14 protein-coding genes and 1 pseudogene are annotated in these 21389 nt (G+C 56.0%); 12 read left to right on the plus strand and 3 right to left on the minus strand.

Annotated elements, in window-relative coordinates; genetic code table 11:
- Positions 1-9: 9 nt before the first annotated feature.
- Positions 10-1446, minus strand: coding sequence for an iron-containing redox enzyme family protein (locus RHM65_RS19960; protein ID WP_416194771.1), 1437 nt, complete (start codon positions 1444-1446; stop codon positions 10-12).
- 405 nt (positions 1447-1851) lie between these two features.
- Here RHM65_RS19960 and RHM65_RS19965 point away from each other — a divergent pair, with 405 nt between their 5' ends.
- On the plus strand, positions 1852-3012 hold the full coding sequence (locus tag RHM65_RS19965) for a DUF2515 family protein (RefSeq protein ID WP_322169810.1): 1161 nt from the start codon (positions 1852-1854) through the stop codon (positions 3010-3012).
- Between the two features lie 653 nt (positions 3013-3665).
- On the opposite strand, the gene RHM65_RS19970 is transcribed toward RHM65_RS19965, so the two are convergent.
- Together RHM65_RS19970 and RHM65_RS19975 are read right to left on the minus strand one after the other, a co-directional pair.
- Positions 3666-4094, minus strand: coding sequence for a TOBE domain-containing protein (locus RHM65_RS19970; protein ID WP_322169804.1), 429 nt, complete (start codon positions 4092-4094; stop codon positions 3666-3668).
- A 69-nt stretch (positions 4095-4163) separates the two neighbouring features.
- Entirely contained in the window at positions 4164-4826 is a 663-nt protein-coding gene (locus RHM65_RS19975) for a M24 family metallopeptidase (protein WP_322169801.1), read from the minus strand.
- Between the two features lie 206 nt (positions 4827-5032).
- On the opposite strand from RHM65_RS19975, the gene RHM65_RS19980 reads away from it, so the two are divergent.
- The 11 genes and pseudogenes from RHM65_RS19980 to RHM65_RS20030 all read left to right on the plus strand — a co-directional run bounded on the left by RHM65_RS19980 (position 5033) and on the right by RHM65_RS20030 (position 21129).
- Positions 5033-5815, plus strand: coding sequence for a hypothetical protein (locus tag RHM65_RS19980; protein WP_322169796.1), 783 nt, complete (start codon positions 5033-5035; stop codon positions 5813-5815).
- Between the two features lie 217 nt (positions 5816-6032).
- Complete coding sequence (locus RHM65_RS19985; protein WP_322169793.1) at positions 6033-6803, plus strand: HpcH/HpaI aldolase family protein; 771 nt, start codon at positions 6033-6035, stop codon at positions 6801-6803.
- A 17-nt stretch (positions 6804-6820) separates the two neighbouring features.
- The gene (locus tag RHM65_RS19990) at positions 6821-8905 is read left to right on the plus strand and encodes a TonB-dependent siderophore receptor (protein ID WP_322183930.1); all 2085 of its coding nucleotides are present in this window, start codon (positions 6821-6823) and stop codon (positions 8903-8905) included.
- Positions 8906-8983: 78 nt separating this feature from the next.
- Entirely contained in the window at positions 8984-10183 is a 1200-nt protein-coding gene (locus tag RHM65_RS19995) for a siderophore biosynthesis protein PvsA (RefSeq protein ID WP_322169789.1), read from the plus strand.
- Positions 10180-11958 (plus strand): IucA/IucC family protein, encoded by a 1779-nt coding sequence (locus RHM65_RS20000; protein ID WP_322183932.1) that lies wholly within the window; start codon positions 10180-10182, stop codon positions 11956-11958. Before RHM65_RS19995 ends, RHM65_RS20000 begins: the two co-directional genes overlap by 4 nt.
- On the plus strand, positions 11943-13088 hold the full coding sequence (locus RHM65_RS20005; RefSeq protein WP_322169785.1) for an MFS transporter: 1146 nt from the start codon (positions 11943-11945) through the stop codon (positions 13086-13088). The genes RHM65_RS20000 and RHM65_RS20005 overlap by 16 nt, the downstream gene beginning before the upstream one ends.
- Positions 13085-14851: an IucA/IucC family protein gene (locus tag RHM65_RS20010; protein WP_322169783.1), complete on the plus strand. Its 1767-nt coding sequence runs from the start codon at positions 13085-13087 to the stop codon at positions 14849-14851. Before RHM65_RS20005 ends, RHM65_RS20010 begins: the two co-directional genes overlap by 4 nt.
- A complete protein-coding gene (locus RHM65_RS20015; RefSeq protein ID WP_322169781.1) occupies positions 14848-16032 on the plus strand; it encodes a type III PLP-dependent enzyme in 1185 nt (394 codons plus the stop codon). Before RHM65_RS20010 ends, RHM65_RS20015 begins: the two co-directional genes overlap by 4 nt.
- A gap of 429 nt (positions 16033-16461) precedes the next feature.
- Positions 16462-18353: pseudogene (locus RHM65_RS20020) on the plus strand (putative bifunctional diguanylate cyclase/phosphodiesterase).
- A gap of 23 nt (positions 18354-18376) precedes the next feature.
- Positions 18377-19321, plus strand: a complete 945-nt coding sequence (locus RHM65_RS20025) for a cytochrome-c peroxidase (protein WP_322170903.1) — start codon at positions 18377-18379, stop codon at positions 19319-19321.
- Positions 19318-21129 carry a DAHL domain-containing protein gene (locus RHM65_RS20030; RefSeq protein ID WP_322169777.1) on the plus strand — a complete coding sequence of 604 codons (1812 nt, stop codon included), beginning with the start codon at positions 19318-19320 and terminating at the stop codon, positions 21127-21129. The genes RHM65_RS20025 and RHM65_RS20030 overlap by 4 nt, the downstream gene beginning before the upstream one ends.
- Positions 21130-21389: the final 260 nt, after the last annotated feature.

Consider the following 21389-nt stretch of genomic DNA (forward strand, 5'->3'; position numbering starts at 1 on the left):
TTTTAAACCCTATTGCCCGATAAATTCAGAAAACAGCCGAGTCGCTAACAGTCCAGCAGGGGTCGAATGCCGACCCGGTGACATGCGTTCGATGAGGTACAAAATCTGATGCTGCTGACTCATGGTTTGCAGTTCGGTGCGAAGGCGGTCCATGTCGATGTCGACTGTCTTGGCCGGCAGGCTGACCAGTGATTCACGCTCGGGTGATGGTTCGCTGGGAGTAAAACGAGACCGCACATTGGCGGTATTTACAGGGCGCGCACGGGGTTGGAATTGAGCCTGTTCTGGGCGCCAATCGCCTGAAATCCAATCTCGCAGCAATTGTTTTTCATAGGGGCTGAACACCCCAAACATGGACGCGCCAGGGCCGTCGATCAGTTGCCAAAAGCGGCTGAGTTGCGGGTCTTGATGGCGCTTGATCCAGCCTTTGTTTTCTAGCGCAGCCAGGAATTCCGGGATTTTTCCTGACAACTGCAACCATTGGTTAACCGTCCGACCTTCGAACTTGCAGTAGTCGGAATGCATCTGCTGACCAAAGCCGCGCTTGCGCTCCAGCATCTGAATCACTTCATGTTCGAGGTCGAAGGACGCAATCACTGCGGTCGTATTCACACCCAGGTTGTTAAGCCGATAGCCCAACGCAATCCGTTGGTAAAAATCAGAGGGGTTACTGTCGACCGGCATTAACTGCGATACCGAGTGCGCCGCCCTGCGCGCATGTCCGGAACTGGCGTTGTCAATGGTCACGTGCAGCGTGAAGTAATAAGGATCGATGCCCAATTCGCTGAGTTCATAAGCGGTAATCAGCAGGTGCAAAGGCAGCTGTTCGTAGCCAAGATTAAAGCCGATCACTTCCGGCAAAAAGTGCCGAACGTTATAGCCCAGCGCAAGTTGCAAGGCGCCCTGAAGATAGAGCTGGTCGTGCATTTCGATTGAAGCTTCGCAGCCCTGTTCGGCGAGCAATTTGCGGTAGATAACCACATGATTCTGCGCAGGATCACCGTCGCCCAACTCTTCGAGGTAGGTACGCACCAGCCCGTCAAAACGGTAGTCGTCCCAATGCCGCAATACCCCGTACAACCAAGCGCCGTCCACCGCTTTGCTCGGTGCAACGCATTGCAGGAAATACAGCGCATGCGCCCTGTTGGTGAAGTAGCGACGACTGCCACCATTTCGTCGTGTTTTCAAGTACTCCGCGTACTGCTCACCCACCTGAGCGGCGTTGGTTTCAATCCAGGCTTCCAATGCCGATGGGCTATCAGGAAGGTCACAAGGCTGCTCACCTACCGCCGCCAACTGCTGGTGCAAAAACTCCCGGGCGTCGCTGATTGCCTCCGCACTCGGCGTCTGCATCAGTGCGTCGTACAGCCGTTTTGTATCTTCTTCGCCGTGGGCCGGGTATACGGCGGAAACAGCGTGCAAGGCAGGGATTCGAAAGGTATTCATGGCCACTCCAAGCAAAAGACGGGGGCCTTTTCGGCGCCTCCAGTCAGACCGTGTTTGGCCTGCGCATATACAACGGAGCCATGGCCGCTGCAAAGATTCATTGAATTTGAAATAAGGCGGACAGGTGGGAGATGCTTACCGACAACCATGGGAGCCAACTGGTTGGCGGAGCGGCGTAACCTGTACGCCGAGTAAAGCTCTCGCCAACACGTTGGCTCCTACAGATCGGGTCATTCACCAGCAGGGGATTTCGGTGTTAGCGGGGGTGAGAGTTGTAAGCTTTTTCCGAGGTTCTTGTAAGGTTGTACAGCTTGGCTTGTAGGGCGTCTCTCCATTTTTTCGGCGATATTTTACTTCGGTTTTGTGGCTGGTAGGGTGGCGAAATTCTAGCCAGGAGCCAGCGCCATGACCCAGTGTTTCAAAGACCACGAATGCGACACGCAGCTGTTGAACCAACCCACCAAACCGATCGAAGAGTGCGAGACGCACAGGATCGAGTTGTACGGGGTCATGCAGGACGTTGTTGACGTGCCGTTTTTGACTTGCTCGGGAATCTGGCGAGTCTTCCAGCGCGAAGCCGAAGAAATCGTCGCCCCCGGCGGCGTCCTGATCGCCGACCCCATCGAACGCAACCGCGTAATCAACGCCGCCTATGCCCGGTTGTGGCTGCACGACAACCGCTTTCAGTGGGCCGGGCTGGCAGCCTTTGCCTCCAAGCAAGTCGGTTGCGGGTTGTTGCATGCCGCGAGTATGACTGAGGTTATCCAGGCTGAGCGCGACGCCAGGCAGCGCTTGATCGACTCCAATGCGGCATCGAATCCCGGCTTCCTCGGGGCTCATATCTTCAATGATACGGATCAGCAGGCGCTGGACGATTACCGAGCCGCCCGCAGCAATAATCCCGTTCCTCTAAGCGACCTTGCTTTGGGCCCGGAACCCTCATCCTTGATGCAGCAACAGTTCCAGCACGTCTACGAAATGATGGCGCTGGGCAACACCACGTTGTTTCTGGATATCTTCCCGTTGCATGCGTTTTACAAAAAGCGTGGGATTGAAGAGTTAAAAACTTGTCTTGAAAAGCGGGCGGGTATTTCCGGTCATCCGAAGTTTCCGGTGTTGTGGCCGGTGGAGAAGGAAAAGCTCGAGTTTGGTGTACGGTATCCAGAAATCCTGCAGGCCTTCGAGGCGATAGAGGGGGGAGATATTGCCGAGAGCGTGAGGCAATTGGCGAAACATGAGCAACTCAATATCCTGCAACCGACCATCTACCAAGACCCACAACTTAAACTGCTACTTCGCGGTAACCATGTCTCCTATGTCACCGGTTTTCCATCGGGTGTGGCTCAAGCGATTGAGTTGACCTTAGCGAGCCAATGCCAGCCCGTTGGGGATGGGCGCACCCTCGAATTCAGCAGCAACCCGTTTGCAGACTTGTCAGATTACGAGCAGCGCATAGCCTTCGTGATGCAAGCAGCAGCGCGTTTCAACGAGATGCTGGGCGACGAAAATCGTGCATTGTTGGAGCAGTCAATAAAAGATATCGCCAACGGGGCGGGTGTCCGATGAAGCGGCGATATTGGTTCTGCTTGGCACTGCTAACGGTATGGGGTGCCGATGTTGCGCGGTCGTGGTACGAACGGGAGATCGTCGTTGAGATCGGTGGAACTTACGAGCACATGCGACAACAGTCATCAGCCCGCTTTAGTCCACCTTACCCAGACGGGGGCATATCGTGGGGCGGGGCAAAGTCCAACGCACGATTACGGTTCGTCGACCCGCAATATGGGTTTATCACCCCCATTGGCACCCACTTCACTATGGGATTCAGAGGCAACATCATTGAGGACATTCGCATTTCTCCGCAGATCGAGCCCTTGTTACTCGAAGACGCCCTGAAGGTTGTTCTGGATCTACAAGAACAATGGCGTCGGGGTGGTTGGCTGGATAAAAAAAATTTCCGCCCTTCGCTGATACGCCGCAATGGCGTGCTCAGTTGCGCGACAAGGGAGGCACGACTGATTGGTATGCGGGCGACAAGTATCAGGCCATGCTCATAATGCATCGCTTTAAGGACCGCAAACACCCGGAAGAAGAGCGCTATAAAATTATCCTGAGCGTTGCCAAACCTTGGACGCCTTACCCATGACTCGGCGTCGTTGGGCCTTACTTATCGTTGTGGCGCTATTGGCCGCCTATAGGTTTGGGTTCCCCGGAGAGCCTTAAGCTGGCACACCCAAAATGATGTGGGAAGCTTTGATCACGGCGGTGGCGCTGACGCCTGGGACCAGACCGAGATCGACCACCGCTTGGCGGGTGACGATGGAGAAGACTTCGCTGCCGCCGTCCAGTTTAATCACCACTTCGGCGTTCACCGCGCCGTCAGTGACGCTAGTGACTGTGCCTTCCAGGCAGTTACGGGCTGACAGGCGAATGTCGCTGGATTCAGTCATCAACATCACCCACGGCGCTTTGATCAGCGCCACCGCCTCTTTGCCGACAGCGATGCCCAGACTTTTCAGACTTTCCATGGTGACCACGGCCACCAGTTGGTTGCCACCCGGCAGCGCCAACACCACCTCGGCATTCACGGCACCTTCCTGTACCTGGCTGACGGTTCCTTTGAATACGTTACGTGCGCTGACTTTCATGATCGTAAATCCTGCGAATTAACAGTGGGTGAATCGAACCATAGTGCGGCATTGACCTAATGCGCTGCGCTATACCAACAAGTCTTCGAAAAAGGCGCCGTAGGGTTTGCTCGGATGGGCGATCTGGATTTCCAGAATCCACAACCCGGCGCCGGGAGTGGTCTCAAAATCACCCAGGTTCCCGCCCCGATAAATGGCGTGGGGGAAGTCACTGACGCGATGCCCCTTGATGTCCAGATTCAACACCCACCCCATCTCGGTCGCCTGTTCCTGGGCGAATGTGTAGAGCTTCCGGCCCGCCGTTTGGTGAGTTGTCCAGTAGTGTTCGACACGCGTGAACAAGTCTTTTGCGGCGGCGGCACAGGCTGCCATTTCAGGGTCGCTGCCGGTGGTAAAGGTGTCGCCGGCATCGCCTTCATGCCCTTGCCAGACCGCGCCCATGTCGACAAAAAAAATGTCGTCTTCGCCCAATACCGGATCACCTTCGGACGGCTGCTTGAATGTCTTCAAGGTGTTGGCACCAAAACGAATCAGCAGCGGGTGCCAGATGCGTTGGGTGTCCAGGTCGGCGAGAATTTTTTTGCTCAACTCCCGTGCTTCGGATTCGCGCATACCGGGTTTGATCGACAGGCCCATTTGCTCGATTGCCCGCCAAGTCATTTGCTGTGCGTGCTTCATGGACTCAATATCGTAGCGCTCGCCAACGGCTTCTTTTGCATTTATAGCGGTCATTCATTGCCTCCTGAAAAGGGCTGGCGTGACCAGCGACGAACCGACAAAACGCAACGCTAACGTATTTTTTATACAGTGAGCGGCTTATTTTCGGTGGGTCCACGCCCTTCAGGATGACGACAAACCAATGGCGTGAATCCACTCAGCTACGACCTCTTCACTCGACTACCCTCAAGGCACTTATGTCATAAGAAGGTTTGCCGCGTATGCCCATGATCATTCGAACGTTGCGCACCTTAGTCCTGTTGGTCGTGGTAGTCGCCGTCCTCTACCTGTTGGCCTGTGGCCTATTGTTGGTGTTTCAGCGGTCGCTGATTTATTTCCCACAACCGCGCGCCATGGGCGGGATCGCTACGGTCATGGAGTTGCCGAGGCCCGACGCGACTATAAAGGTCTCTATCCGACCTCACACGGGTCCCAACGCAATGATTTATTTCGGTGGAAACGCCGAGGATGTTTCGCTGAACTTGCTGCCGTTTTCACAGGCATTCCCCGATCAAGCGCTGTATCTGATGCACTATCGAAGCTTTGGCGGCAGCACCGGTTCGCCATCCGAATCGACCATTATTGCGGACGCTGAAGCGTTGTTTGATACCGCATATAAGGAACACACCCATGTCACGGTGGTGGGTAGGAGTTTGGGCACCGGGGTGGCGATTCACGTGGCCAGCGAACGACCCGCCGCGCGGCTGATATTGATCACGCCCTACAACAGCCTGCTGCACATCGCGATCAAGAGAATGCCGCTGTTCCCCGTCAAATGGCTGCTTCGAGACACCTTCGAGTCATGGCGCTACGCTCCGCTGATCAGCGTCCCAACGTTGTTTATTGCGGCGCAGGATGATCACGTTATTCCCCGGTCAAGCACTGAAGCACTTTTGGCTCACTTCAAGCCCGGCGTCGCAACGATGACCGTTATCCCGGACAGCGGCCATAACACCCTTTCCGACAGTCCAGTGTATTTGGAACTGCTGGGAGATGGGTTGTAATTGGGCTACTTGATCAATTGGGAAAAGGAAAATTTCGCCTTAAAAAACACCTCGGTTACAAATAAAACTTCCGTTCGTTAGAGTAGTTTGCTCCCGCTACACCGGGGTCAAACGCTCTAAACAAGGGGTTAATAACGAGTAAAGTAAAATAAAAACTTTACAAACGAATGATAACGATTACCATTAGCGTCACATCAAGGTTCATGGAACGAGATCAGTGATTAGGACGTCACCTGTTTTTTCCCGTCTAAAACACGGCGAAAACATCTACGGATTACTAAATTCCGTACCCTCTCCCCTCCTGTGCGAAATGATCGCTTTTGCCGGCTATCACTTCGTCATTCTCGACATGGAACACCTGCTACGCAGCGAAGAAGATCTGATGCATTGTTTGCGAGCCTGTGAAGCCGCGGGCATCTCGGCTTGGCTGCGCATTCCGGACATCGACACCAAACTGATAGGCCGTGCGCTGGATGCGGGCGTTGAAGCCATTGTGCTGCCTCGGGTTGAAAGTGCAGACGACGTGGCCCGTGCCCTCGATGCTGCGTATTTCCCACCACGGGGCAAACGCGGTATCAGCGGTGGGCGGATCACCGGTTTCGGGCGCATGCCGTTACCGGATTACGTTGACCTGGCCAACCAGCAAAGCCCCATCGTACCCATGATTGAATCAGTTGCCGGGCTGCGGGCACTGCCTGAAATTCTGGCACTGCCTGGCGTCGGCATGGTGCTGGAAGGCGCACTTGATCTAGCCCTCGACATGCAGGTAGGCCCGGAGCCTTTGCACCCGGATGTTTGGCTGGCACTCCAGGCGATGGCCGATGCCTGCGCCGTCGCCGAAGTCCCCTTTTGCGCAAACCCGCGCACGCCCGAACAGCACGCCTTTTGGTGTAACCGGGGTATCCGCAGCTTTCTCGCCGGCGAAGACCGCGGCTTGCTGCATAACGCCCTGAAAGCGCGTCTGAGCAGTCTTCAATCCTCTAACTGAGCCAGAACCAAGTCCCGATGAAAACAACAAACTGTCTGTTTGCGTTTCCCTTCAGCCTGATTTCCTTGAGCGTCTGCCAAATAGCTCTGGCGGATGAGCAAAATGCTGAGATTTCCCTGGCCCCCATTACCATCAAAGGTGATGTACTTGGCACCGCCAGCGACCCTGAGGTGCGCACCTACTCTGGCAGCCGAAGTGTGATTGACGCCGCCGATTTGAGAAAAGGCAGCGTGCGCGGTATCGACGATGCCTTGCAGCGGGTGCCGGGCATCAAGATTTTCGATGAAACCGGCACCGGGGCGCTGCCGCAGATTTCCGTTCGTGGTTTGTACGAAAGCCGCAGTGGACGTATTCAAGCCCTGTCCGACGGCATCCCATTGGCCTTGGCGCCCTATGGTCAGACCGGGTTGTCGCTGTTTCCCATGACCCTGGCAACCATCGACAGGGTAGATATCGTGCGCGGTGGAGCGGCCGTGCAATACGGTCCGAACAACGGCGGTGGGGTGATCAACTTCATCAGCGCGCCGATTCCCCGCGAGATGCAAACCACGATCTCCGAGCGCACCACGTTTTCAGCGGGTGGGCATCAACTGTTCGATACCTACTTGGGCACCGGCGGTTATCTGACCGATAACTTTGGTCTGCAACTGGACCTCAACACCATTAACGGCGAGTACGGCCGCGAACATTCAGACACCGACATTCAGAACTATCGACTGCGCGGGCAGTGGAACATCGATGACGATCACGACTTCAGTTTCGGTGTTCAACACTACAAAGCTGACATGGACCTTGCCGGCGCCTTGAGCGTCAAGGACTACAAAGACGATTCGCGTCAATCGACTCGACCGCTGGACCGTTTCGAAGGCGACACCGACCGGGTCTGGGGGACTTACACTCAGCAACTGGGCGCGATGGGCCCATTCGATTCCGTGCAGTTCAGCTGGACCAACTTTGCCCACAACAGTTACCGCAATTTTGTTGTCGGCTTGCCGTTCACCCCGGATGGCACGGCGGTGACCAAGCAAGATGGCCCGCGTGACTTCAAGGTCTGGGGCAGTGAACCGCGCTTGAGCATGACTATCGACGGCGATACGGTTGGTCAAACCTGGTTGTTGGGCGCACGTTATGTCAGTGAAGATATCGACTATCGGGTAGACCGTCAGGCCCTCAATACGGGCGTGACCAGCGTGTTCCGCGATTGGAAATTCAACGACGAAGCCAAAGCCGCCTACCTGAGTAACGCCATTAGCCTGTTTGATCGTCGCCTGACCATTACACCCGGGATTCGCTACGAAAATGCGCGGATGGACTACAGCGACAGCGTGACCGGATTCACCCATAGCAACCTGGCCGAAGAATGGTTACCAGGGCTGACGGTGGGTTTTCAGGCGACCGACGATTGGTACGTGTACGCCAACGCCCAGCGGTCACTGCGTCCGCCGCAAGTCACCCAGATTGTCAAAGAAGGGGCCGTGGGTGCGGAGATTGCCTGGAACTACGAGACCGGCGTGCGCTACACCCCATGGAAAGGACTGCGGGTTGATGTGGGCCTGTACCGTATCGATTTCGATGACCAGATCGAATACAACGCCACCACCGATCGCTACGTGAACCTCGGCAGCACCCGTCACCAAGGGATTGAAACGGAGTTGTTCTGGACCCCAAGCGTGACGCCCAACCTGGACCTGCATGCGAGCTATGCGTACTTGGACGCCAAGCAGCGCACGGGCGACAACAAAGGCAACGAAGTACCGTTTGCCTCGAAAAATCAATTCAATGCCGAAGCGCGGTACCGCTTCGCCGAGCATTGGACCTACAGCCTGGACGGCCTCTATGTCAGCAGTGCCTTCACCGACGCCGCCAACAGCGTCGCAGAAAATGCGTCCGCCTCGGTCGGTAGACTTCCGTCCTATGTGGTCTTCAACACCGCACTGGAACGCGAATTCAAGCTGGATGACAAAAGCGTACTGACCGCATCAGCCGGCATCAGCAACCTGTTCAACCGCGAGTACTACTTCCGCGGCATCGACACCAGCCCGTGGGGTCGACAGCCAGCCCCGGAGCGCGCCCTCACCCTTGGCGCCAATTACCGCTTCTAACCGCGCAGTAGCGCCCCTGTAAACCAGTCGCCCAATCCCCTGGGACGGGCGACTGCTGCCCCCAGGAATCTTACGATCATGCAATCTCCACTCGTCATTCTCAGCCATGTGCCTCATGCCGCGATCACCGAAGGTTTCTTGACTGCCGCCCGCGCACGCGGCTTACCGGTGGTGTTGATCAGCGATCATGCCCAAGAGCATAGGCGGGTGCTGGCCGCGTGCGACACGCCAGCGCACGATCTGCAAATCCTCGAATGCGACGTGTTTAATCCGTTGGCGGTGATCGAGCTGATCAACGCGCACGGCCTACGCCCGGTGGCCGTATTTTCCAACAGCGATCATTTGCAGACCGCCACCGCCTTGGTAGCCGAGGCCCTTAAGGTGCCAGGTAAAGACTGGCGGCTTTGTTATTCGGCAAAAAACAAAGCCGTCATGCGTGAACGAATGCTTGACCTAGGCTTACCCGGCCCTTGGTTTCAGGTGCTGACGGCAGGCAGTGCCGTGCCCACCGACGCGCCCTTTCCGCTGGTAGTAAAACCCACTCAGGGAGTGGCCAGCCTGGACGTGCGCTTATGCAACAGCGCCCATGAGCTTTCGGATTACTGCAACCGGTTCTGGGAGCAACAACCCGGTCGGGCATTGTTGCTGGAGGCCTACATGGAAGGCCCGCTGTTCACCCTCGAAACCCTCGGTGATCAGCGGCGTTTTCAGGCCATTGGCGGTTTTGATGTCACCCTCTCGCCTCCACCGCATTTTGTCGAGTTATCCGCACGCTGGAATGGTCCACTGAGCAAAGCTCATCGAGCCAATGCGCTGGCGCAGGTATCTGCCTTCGGCATCCAATTTGGCGTATGCCACAGTGAATTCATCCTCACTGCCGACGGACCCATGCTGGTAGAAATCAATTACCGCAGCATCGGAGATGGCCGCGAATTCCTTCTCGACCGCTTGCTGCCACAAGGTTGGTTCGACCGCATTCTTGGTATTCACCTCGGCGAGAAACTGCTCGATGCCGAGCCGGTTCACGCCCAAGCGCTTGTTCACTATGTGGTCGCCGACACACCCGGGCGCCTGCAGCAGGCACCCGCCAGCTTCAGTGATCTGCAAGACAGCCACTGGCGCGATTACCGGGCCTTGCGAGAAGTGGGCGACGAGATTCAGCTCAGCCATTCAAATAAGGATTATCTGGGTGTTTTGCGCATGATTTCGCCTGACGCTACCAGCCTCGATGCCCGCTTCGCCGCCGCGCTGGATGACCTGCGCTGGGTGATGGCATGAGCACCTTGCCCCTCGACGCCGATCAAGCAGCCATCAGTCAGCGCATCATTGATTGCTGCCTGAGGGAAGACATTCGCGGGCTACTGAGCCAAGGTCAGGTGCAGACCTTGCCTGGCGAATTGCGCCCAATATGGCCCGAGACAATCAGTGAGCACTGGCTGCGTATCAGGCATTTGAGCGCTGCGCAATTGTGGCTACCGGTTCACCCCTTCGCGCCTTTACAAGCCTGGAGCACCTCCAGCCCTGCATGGATTTGCCGGCAGGACGGGCAGACGTTTATCGAGCACGGCTATCGACGCTGGCTCGAGCACTTGGGCAACGGGCTGGACGCTGACAGCCTTGAGTTGTTTGCAGCCTATAAAGAAGAAGCGGATTGCGCCGTGCAGCATCGCCGCCTGTGCCAAGTCGCTTATCAAGAACATGCCCCCGCGCTGGGCGCCATTCTTGACCATCCCTCCTGGGCACAACGGTTGATCGGGATCGATCAGTTGGCGAGCTACCTGGACCACCCCTTTTATCCCACCGCACGGGCAAAGAGTGGCTTTGACCGCGCAGCACTTGAACGCTATGCGCCGGAATTTGCACCGCGTTTCTCGCTGAACTGGCTAGCGGTGCCTAAAACGGCCATGACGACCAGCAGCCCACCGCCCACGCACTGGCCCAGTTTTGTCGAACTGGGCCTCAAGCAAAGTCTTAACGTAAGTCACCACTTGATGCCGGTGCATCCGCTGACGTGGCACGCGCTGGAACAGTACGGGCTTCCCGAGGGCACGATAAAGGCACCGCTCAGCGCCATGGAGGTCGAGCCCACGCTGTCGGTACGCACCGTGATGTGCGTCGAGCACCCCCACTGGCATCTCAAGTTACCGTTATTGGTCACCACACTGGGTGCGCGCAATCTGCGCTTGATCAAGCCCAGCACGTTGTACGACGGTTATTGGTTCCAGATCACCCTGCAGGCATTGGCGCAGCGGGATCCACAACTGGGCAAACGCTACTTGCACGTCGACGAAGAACATGGCGGCCATGCCGACGAAAGCCATCATCTGGCGTACATCGCCCGTCACTACCCCGCACAACTGGGGACGACTACCTTGGTGCCGGTCGCCGCATTGGCGAGTCCACTGGCAGACGGCCGACTGTTTGTTGAGCCGCTGATTGAACACTTCTACGCAGGTTCAATGCAGCATTGGCTCGACGACTATCTCGACCTGCTGTTACAGGTGCACTTGCGCCTATGGCAGGGTTACGGGATTGCCCTGGAGGCCAATCAACAAAATGCGGTACTGATTTTCGAAGCCGGACGCCCGCTACGCCTGCTAATGAAAGACAACGACGCCGCTCGCCTCTGGCCCGAACGCTTTGCAGCCGCGTGCCCGGATCTTGCGCAACGCCCTTTGCAATTGCTCGACGAGCGCATTTGTGTCAACGATCCGCAGGCGCTGGCCGAGATGTTCTGCACCATCACGTTGCAGTTGAACATTGTTGCCGTGCTCGAAGCGATCATTGGCGCAGGCCTGGCACCACGCGAAGCGCTCTACACAACCTTACGCCTGCGCCTGCTGGGCTGCCTTGAACAGCTGGAAGATGAAGGTACCGATTGCTCGCAGGCTCGACGCTGCTTGCTGGACAGCCCTACGCTGCCGGTGAAATACCTGCTGAGTGCTGGCAGTTTGTTTAGCAAAACTCACTCCGGCGCCCAAGACATCAACAAGTTTTACGGTTATAGCGCAGCAAACTTCTTACTGGAGGGAAGTTCATGCGCCGCAGATTGATCGCCAGTGTCCTGCTCGGCCATTACCTGTCGGCGTTTACCGCCCTTGGCATTCCCCTGTACTTACCTCGTATCCTTGCCGATCTGGCGCCTAACACGCCGGGGTGGAGCATTGGCGTGCTGTTTGTACTTCCCACCTTGTGTACGGCGTTGGCCGCGCCGCTTTGGGGGCGATGGGCAGATCGACGTGGTTGCCGGCTGTCGCTGCTGCGGGCCCATGCCGGTTTGTTTGCAGGCTTTTTATTAGCGGGGTTCAGCACCAACCTGCCCATGTTCGTGCTGGCACTGATGATTCAAGGCACCTTTGGCGGGGCGATGGCCGCCTCGAATGCGTATCTGTCGACCCAGTTTAAAGACGGCGACCTGTCGCGTGCCCTCAACTGGACGCAGTACTCGGCCCGTTTGGCGATGATCAGCGGCCCTATTCTATTAGGCCTGTTGACGACCCAAGGATTGGGCTTGGAGTTATACCGGTATTTGGTTTGGCTACCGCTGTTGGCGTTTGTGATGATCTTGCCTCTGCCGGCCGATACCCCGCGCCAAACAGTGCGTGCAGCGAACGCTGCAGATTCTCTGAGTCAATTGCCAACCGACCTGCCGCGCCTGCTAACGGTGCAGTTCCTTTTCAGTTTCGCCATGGTGGTGACGTTTCCCTATTTCGTCCCATACGGCGAAGCATTGGGCATTGGCAACGATGCGGTGATCGGTTTGCTCTACAGCCTGCCGCATCTGGTTTATCTGTTTGCCCTGCCGTGGGTCCAGCGGCATACCGCCAACCTGCTGCTGCCTGGGCTGGGCTTGCTTGCTGTCAGCAATGCCCTGCAATTCTGGAGCACTCAGGCTGAACCGTTGTTCGCCCTGCGGCTACTCAGCGGCGTCGGCATGCTGTTGAGCTTCGTCGGTTTGCATCGCTGCTTGAGCCTGCGCAGTCGCCAAGGCAGCGCCGGCCGTCTGTTCGGCTGGTTTGACGCCAGCGGAAAATGGGCCGGCACCGCCGCAGGTGTCACCGCCGGATGGGTCAGCCAGACCTGCGGCATCGCATCACCCTTCCTCGTTGCTTGTCTGGCCGCGGTCGCTGCAATGGCTGTGGCCCGCCCCCTACTTATGACCTCGCGGGAGATTCCAGCATGACCCTTGCTCTGACGAATGCTTCATTGCATGAACACGCACTCGATGGTGAGGCTGAACGCCATGCCATTGAATGCCTACTCAACTGTTACCTGCGCGAATACGCCTTGCCACGTAACGAAGCGAGCCTTGATGACCGCACTCAAGACCTGCCGATGAGCCTGCGACAGCATAATGGCCAATGCATCAGCATCCGCTTGCCCAGCGGTCGCCTCGCGGTACGGGTCGACCGCGCCAGTGCATTGGGCCGCTGCCACTTTGTCAGCGCCCCCTACTTTAAGGGCAGTGCTCAAAGCTGGCATCCCCTGACCGCCACTGAATTGGCCCGGCTACTGTGCGTGCCCTTAAGCAAGCCAGAACGGGTGGGTGAAATGCTGCAGCAGGTCGATAACAGCCTGCAAATCACCCGCACCTTCCTTCGGCACGCCACGCATTACTCGCCGAGACCGAAAGACAGTCTGTTGAACTCCGAACAACACCAGATATGGGGCCACGCCCTTCACCCTACCCCGAAGAGCCGCGAAGGTATTTCGCAAGCAGCCCTGTTGGCGTGCTCACCGGAAGTGGGCGCATGCTTCGAACTGCACTGGTTTCGTGTTGACCCGGCGCTGATCCAGCATCAAGGCGACGACCCACGCGCCACCCTGCAACACCTGAATGGCGGGCGAGCCGATCTTTACCCGTGCCATCCTTGGGAAGTCGAACGCATCCTCGCCGATCCGCTGGTCAAACGTGCGCAACAAAAAGGGCTGCTGGAATACCTCGGGCCGCAAGGGATAGCGTTGTACCCAACGTCCTCGGTGCGCACTCTTTACCATCCGGACCTGGCGTATTTCCTCAAGTTTTCGATGCATGTGCGCCTGACCAATTGCGTGCGTAAAAACGCATGGTACGAGCTGGACAGCGCGGTGGCCTTGACTCGACTACTTGCCCCGGTCATGGCCGAACTCGCCACTACAATGCCCGATTTTTTGCTGATGCCAGAACCCGCCGCCACTACCCTTGACCTCAGCGCATTTGGCACGCTTGAGCAGGCCCGGGAAGTGACTGAATGCTTCGGCATTCTTTACCGTCAAAACCTTGATGAAGCCACCCGCACACGCTACCAACCACAAGTCGCCATGGCGCTGTTCACCTGGGATTTACAAGGTCGCAGTGTTTGCCAACGCCTGGTTGAACAGTGTTCCAAACAACTCGGTATCAACCAGGCCGAAGCCACGCTGCGCTGGCTGGATGGTTACGCTCGGCAACTGCTCGGCGGCGTCATGCAGTGTTTATTTCGTCAGGGTGTGGTGCTGGAGCCGCACTTGCAAAATACAGTCATTGGTTTCGACAACGACGGCCTGCCTTGCCGCGTCTGGATTCGTGACCTGGAGGGCACCAAACTCGTTGCGAGCCATTGGCCCGCTGAACGTCTCGGCGAGCTAAACGAGCGCACTCGCGCCTCCCTTTACTACGACCAGGACAAGGCGTGGCAGCGGGTGGCTTATTGCGCGCTGGTGAACAATTTGGGCGAGGCTATCTTCCACCTGGCCTGTGCCGATTCGGTAGTGGAAAGCCGTCTGTGGTCACTCATCGGCACGCTCTTGGAAACGCAACAGGCACTGCTCGATAACCCTTCGCAACTGCGTGACTTATGCGCAGGAGCGCCGCTGCCCAGCAAGGAAAACTTCATGACCCGCCTAATGATGCGCGCTGACCGAGAGGCTGGTTATACCGCGTTACCCAATCCGCTGGTCAGTATCACAACGAAGGTCATTGCATGACCCTGCCCGTGCGTGTCACCACTGCCATCCGCCAACTACGAGAGCAACAGCAGTCACCGCTATGTGCTTACGTCTACGACTTAGTGGCCCTTGAACAACACGTTCAACAGATGCGCAAAACATTGCCCGCCAACTGCGAACTGTTCTATGCGGCCAAAGCTAACCCGGAGGCGCCCATTCTGCGCACGCTAGCGCCACTGGTAGACGGTTTCGAGGCCGCGTCTGGTGGGGAACTTCGTTGGCTGCACGAGCAGTGCCCGGGGCAGCCGCTGATTTTCGGAGGCCCTGGCAAGCTCGATAGCGAACTGGAAATGGCCATGGACTATCAGATATCGGCGTTCCATGTCGAAAGCCTGAACGAGTTGCGCAGCCTGGCGAGAATCGCGGCCCGTCGCGGTCGAAAAGCACCGGTACTGCTGCGGTTGAATCTGACGCTGGTTGAAGCCCCTGAGAGTCGGCTGGTGATGGGCGGCAAACCGACGCCGTTTGGCCTGGATGAAGCAGCGCTGCAAGAGGCACTGGTTCTATTGCGTAACGAGCCATGGTTGGAGTTGCGGGGTCTACATTTCCATCTTCTGTCTCATCAACTTGATGTAAATGCCCACTTACGATTGATCCGCAGCTATTTCAAAACCTTCCGCCAACTCTGTACCGACCAACGGTTTTCTCTGCCACTCATTAATGTCGGGGGTGGAATGGGCATCAATTATCAAGATCCGCAGCGGTCTTTCGATTGGCCCTTATTCTGTAAAGGCCTTGATACACTAATCGTCGAAGAAAACATGGACACTACGCAAATACGTTTTGAAATAGGGCGATTTATAAGCGCCGCGTGCGGCTATTACCTGATGCAAGTGCTAGACATTAAACGTAACCATGGTCACTACTTCGCGATTGGCCGGGGCGGCACCCACCACTTTCGGACACCCGCTGCCCAAGGCCACGACCACCCGGTCGTCATACTGCGTGGCCCGCAGCCACCACAGGTAATCAATGAGTCGGTGACCTTAGTTGGCCAACTCTGTACACCAAAGGATGTCCTGGCAAAACAGCAACCAGTAGCTGAATTAGCCGTCGACGATCTTCTAGTATTCCCATTGGCTGGGGCCTACGCTTGGAACATTTCGCACCGAGACTTTCTCATGCACGAGCCACCGCGCATGTTGTTTTTAAAAAAGTAATTTAAGTACCGGTGCCATCACTGATCTCCGCTATAAAAACAATACACATCAGAACAAGTGAGCATAAGTACCTACAGCAAGGTACAAAATAACGCATTCTTTCACTCATTATGGGAACTCAACGCGCGCAGTGGCTCTAACCCCTGTACCCTCCTACTTTGTAAACGGCAGCGGCAGGCACAACTGGCCGTTATCCTGTCGTGTAAAGTTTCCGGCGAAGCACTTCGACCACCGCGATGCTCGCTTAGCAGTTTGACCTGCATGTCGCCGTCGTCGAGGCCGCAGCAAGGGGTATCCGTATGTCATTTCTCTTTTAAATATTGACTTGCCCGTGCGCTTGAATTTACCCCTCAGCGCATAGGCACCGGTTCATGTTTCGACGATGGATGACGCATTTTCGATTTATCGCTTCGTCTCCTGGAGTCCGCGATGAAGACTGCTCCTATCGCCTATAACCGGCGCATTTTGATCATCGATGACAGCCCATCGATACATCAGGACTTCCGCAAAATTCTCTGTCCCGAACTGGACAGTGAACTGTCTCTGGCCTCCGCCGAGGCCGCACTGTTTGGTACCGTGCCCCCCCCCGTAAACTCTTTGAGCTGGATTCGGCCTATCAGGGCGAAGAAGCGTTGGCCATGGTCGAACGCGGTTTGACTGAGGGCCGTCCGTATTCCCTGGCCTTTATCGACATGCGCATGCCCCCTGGCTGGGATGGCCTGGAAACCATCGAGCGTCTATGGAACGCCGATCCGAAGTTGCAAGTCGCGTTGTGTACCGCCTTTTCTGATCACTCATTGGAAGCTATGACAGAGCGTCTCGAATTTGGCGATCAATTGCTGATCCTGAAAAAACCCTTCGACACCCTGGCCATCCGCCAAATGGCCAGTGCGCTGACCGTCAAATGGCAGTTAGCGCAGGAAGTTGCCGCGAAAATGCTTGGGTTGGAACAAACCATCGCCGAACGGGTACAAGAGGCGCTGAAAGTTTCACACCTTTTCCAATACGACGTGCTGACCGAGCTGCCAAACAGCACCCTGCTGACGGGCCAACTTGCATTGGCCCTGGCCTTATCCAAACGTCACAATTTGCAATTGGCCGTATTTTTCATTGGTCTGGATCGCTTCGAGCGAATCAATAACGCCCTCGGCTACCCTACCGGCGATGAAATGCTCAAACAGGTTGCCCATTGCCTGGTCAGTACAGTGCGCCAATCCGACGCGGTCTTTCGTTATGGCTCCGACGAGTTCGTGCTGCTATTGGCCGACATCCACCACCCGCATCAAACCACGGGCATCGCGGAAAAAATATTAGCGGCGCTACGAGTGCCGCATTACATCGCCGGACATGACCTCACCGTGACCGCGAGTCTGGGTATCAGCATTTTCCCGGACGATGGCGTGGAGCCCGTCGAGCTGATCAAAAAAGCTGAAAACGCCATGCGCAACGTCAAACTTATGGGTCCGGATAACTTCTGTTTTTTTGCCGACAACCTCAATGAACGCGCGCGGGCACATCAATCCATCGAGTCGGGCATTCGACTTGCACTGGAGCGGGATGAGTTCGTGCTGCATTACCAACCCAAACTCAATTTGAAAACCGGAAAGATAGTTGGTGCCGAAGCGTTGATTCGTTGGTTCAAACCCGACCACGGCTGGGTGTTTCCGTCCGATTTCATTCCAGTGGCCGAAGACAGCGGTTTGATCGTACCGCTCAGTAAATGGGTGTTGCGTGAGGCGTGCCGCCAAGCCTGCGCCTGGGAAGCCGCCGGATTGCCGGCCATTCGTGTGTCCGTAAACATCTCTGCCACGGAGTTCCGTCAGAAAGGTTTTCTCGAAAGTATCCGCACGGTTCTGGATGAAACCGGGTTGAGCCCTGACCAGTTAGAGTTGGAGATAACCGAAGGGGTGCTGATGCAAAATGCCGACTCAACCGTCTTGGTGCTGTTGGCCATCAAGGAAATGGGCATTCATCTGGCCATCGATGATTTTGGCACCGGCTATTCCAGCCTGAGCTATCTGCGCCGATTCCCCATCGACGTCTTAAAAATCGATCAGTCGTTTATCCGTGCGCTGGGAACCGACAGTAATGACGAGGCGTTGGTCGACGCGATCATCAGCCTGGGTGAAAGTTTGAAGCTGAATATTATTGCCGAAGGCATCGAGACCCAGGCACAACTGGACTTTCTCCGGGAGCATCAATGCGAAGAAGGCCAAGGCTATTTCTTCAGCCGCGCGATTGAACCTGCAGCCTTCGCCGAAATACTAAGCGCCGGGAAGATGGAAGCGGTCTTTCAAGGGCCTTCAACATCAAGTTGCTAGCCAGCAAGGAATCAACCGTGCGCATGATTACGGCATTGGCGTTGCTGCTGGGCCTCTGCAGGCCGGCGATATCGGCGCCGCTGAATGAGCCGCTCAAACCACTTCCGGATGTGCAAGTACATGATTCTGCCCAGGTCGAATTAGGCCGTCGGCTGTTCAATGAAAAGAGTCTCTCGGTGAACAATTCCGTGGCGTGCGCAAGTTGCCATCAACTGCAAAAAGGTGGTGCCGACGACGTTGCATATTCCATTGCCGCCAACGGCAAGCCGACGGACGTCAATACGCCCACGGTCTTGAATGCGAGTCTGAATTTCAGGCAATTCTGGAATGGCCGTGCCGACTCTTTGGAGGCACAAATTGACGAATTCATCAGAAGTCCCATGGCGATGGGAAACACCTGGGCCGCTGTTATCAACACCCTGTCCCACACCCCTGATTACCGCTCCGCGTTCAACCACGCTTACCCGGACGGTCTCACTGCCGCCAACGTACAAAACGCTTTAGCCGCCTATGAGCGAACACTGCTAACCCCCAACTCACGCTTTGATCTCTATTTAAAGGGCGACACAGACATCCTGACTCAAGACGAAAAATACGGTTATCAGCGCTTCAAACAGTACGGCTGCATCGCCTGCCATCAAGGCGTGAATATTGGCGGCAATATGTATCAGAAATTCGGCGTAATGAACGATTACATGAATGATCGTGGCCACCCGACTGAGGCTGATCTGGGGCGGTATCTGGTGACTAAGGACGAGGCAGACCGCAACGTCTTTAAAGTTCCCAGCCTGCGCAACGTGGCCCTGACGGCACCTTACTTCCACGACGGATCCGCCAAAACGTTGGATGAGGCCGTCGCAGTGATGTTTAAGTATCAGTTGGGGCGCACGCCCTCAGCGCTGGATAAAAGCCTGATCATCGAGTTCCTCAAAACCTTGACCGGGGAGCTGGCAGGTAAACCTTTATGAAGCTGTCCCGTCGACTGATCTCACTGTTGCTGGGGGGCCTGACGCTGATGCTCGCCTCTACTCTGCTGTTTCTCTATATCAAGTCCAGTACCGACAACACCACCAACTACATCGAGTCGCGGGACTTGATTAGCCAAATCAAACAGCTGAACGCCCAATGGGAAACCGCGATTTTGAAAGCGCGAATCACCGCCAATCAAAATTACGACGAACTGGTCGAGCCCTTGACTGCTATCAACCAACTCTGGGAACAATTCGTCCCGCTGGAGCTGGGTCGTACACGTCATACAGTCATTGATTGGCGTAATGCAGGTGAAGCTTATCTGGATGCAATTACCGAAAAGACCCGGCTGGTGGAGCAATTCAAGTCGCACAACGCGATCCTGCACAACTCCTTAGCCTTTCTACCCCTTGCCCAAGACGACATCCAGTTTCAATTTCAGCAATTGGACCGGAGCACACCGCTGCTGCAACCCACTTTGATCGATATGTATGATTTGCTGCTGGACTGCCTGGAGTTCTCCCAAGTTATTTCTGATGAAAAAGCAGCGGATATTCAGGTGGGACTAAACCAACTGGAAGTGGACAAGGAACGCCTGCCTCCCAAGTTGCACCTTCCGCTGGAGATATTGCTCAGCCATGTGCGATTGATTCTTCGTGAGCAACCGATGGTCAATGACCTGGTAGAACGTATCGGCGCTGTTCCGGTCGCGGCACGCCTGGACGACATTAATGTCCTGCTTAACGGTTATCAGGAGCAAGCGGCTGGCGTCGCTCGGATGTACCACCTCTGCCTACTGGTCCTTTCAGCACTGATGTTCGTGCTGATGCTGTACCTCGGGTTTCGTCTGCTGCGCAGTTACGCCGAGATCAACCGCCGCATCAATAGCGCCTTGCACGCCGCCAATGAAAACCTCGAACAACGAGTCGAAGAACGTACCCGCGAACTCAAAGACACCCAAAGCGAGTTGTTCGATACCGCCCGCCAGGCGGGCATGGCCGAAATCGCCACCAACGTGCTGCATAACGTTGGCAATGTGCTGAACAGCGTGAACATTTCCGCTGAACTGGTCAGCCGTACGGTGGCAGGCAGCAAGGTCATTGGTCTGGGAAAAGCGGTGCAATTGATCAACGAGCACGCCGACGACCTTGGCGAGTTTATTAGTCGCGACCCCAAAGGCAAGTTGCTCCCGAATTACCTCAACCAGCTGGACAAAGCCTTGCTCGCAGAGCAACAGAGCATCACCGAGGAGTTGGCGCGCCTGACCCGCAGCGTCGATCACATCAAGGACATCGTTTCAACTCAGCAGTCGTACGCGGGCATTACCAGCCTTGCCGAAAGCTTGAACATCAACGACCTGCTCGAAGACGCCCTGCGCATGAATTCGGGCGCGTTGACTCGCCATCGCGTCAAGGTCATCAAGGACTTCAGTAATGTTCCCGATATTCTGGCCGACAAGCACCGGCTGTTACTGATCCTGATCAATCTGATCAGCAACGCCAAGTACGCGATGTGCAACATGGATGAGCGCGCCAGGAATATGACCGTGGGCGTTAAATTCATCGACAACACCGTCTTGCGAATCAGCATAAGAGATGAAGGAGAAGGCATTCTTCCCGAAAACATGACCCGTATCTTTGCCCACGGATTTACCACGCGCAAAGAAGGCCACGGCTTTGGCCTGCACAGTTGCGCCCTCGCCGCCATCGAAATGAAAGGACGCCTCAGCGCCCACAGCGACGGGCCGGGCAAGGGCGCAACGTTCGTCCTTGAGCTGCCGTTAAACATTGCCTCAGATGAGAGCTGAAGCGAGGTGTGAAACCTTTATCGCCGCAGTGGTTTAAAGGCCGTCGGCAACTACGACCATCACGAGCTGCGCTGGGTCACCCATTGGCAATGCTTGGTTTCGTCAAATACTGGTATTCGTTTATACCTACCAGGACCCAGATTTCATTAGGCTGATCCCTGCCAGACAAGGCCGAACTAAAACAGTATTACGGTGAATGCCAATGAAAAATATTTACGACTTTTCCTTTGCCAAACGCGGTGCGGTAGCGCCGACCAAGG

The sequence above is a fragment of the Pseudomonas sp. CCI4.2 genome (genome assembly GCF_034350045.1).
Lineage (GTDB): Bacteria > Pseudomonadota > Gammaproteobacteria > Pseudomonadales > Pseudomonadaceae > Aquipseudomonas.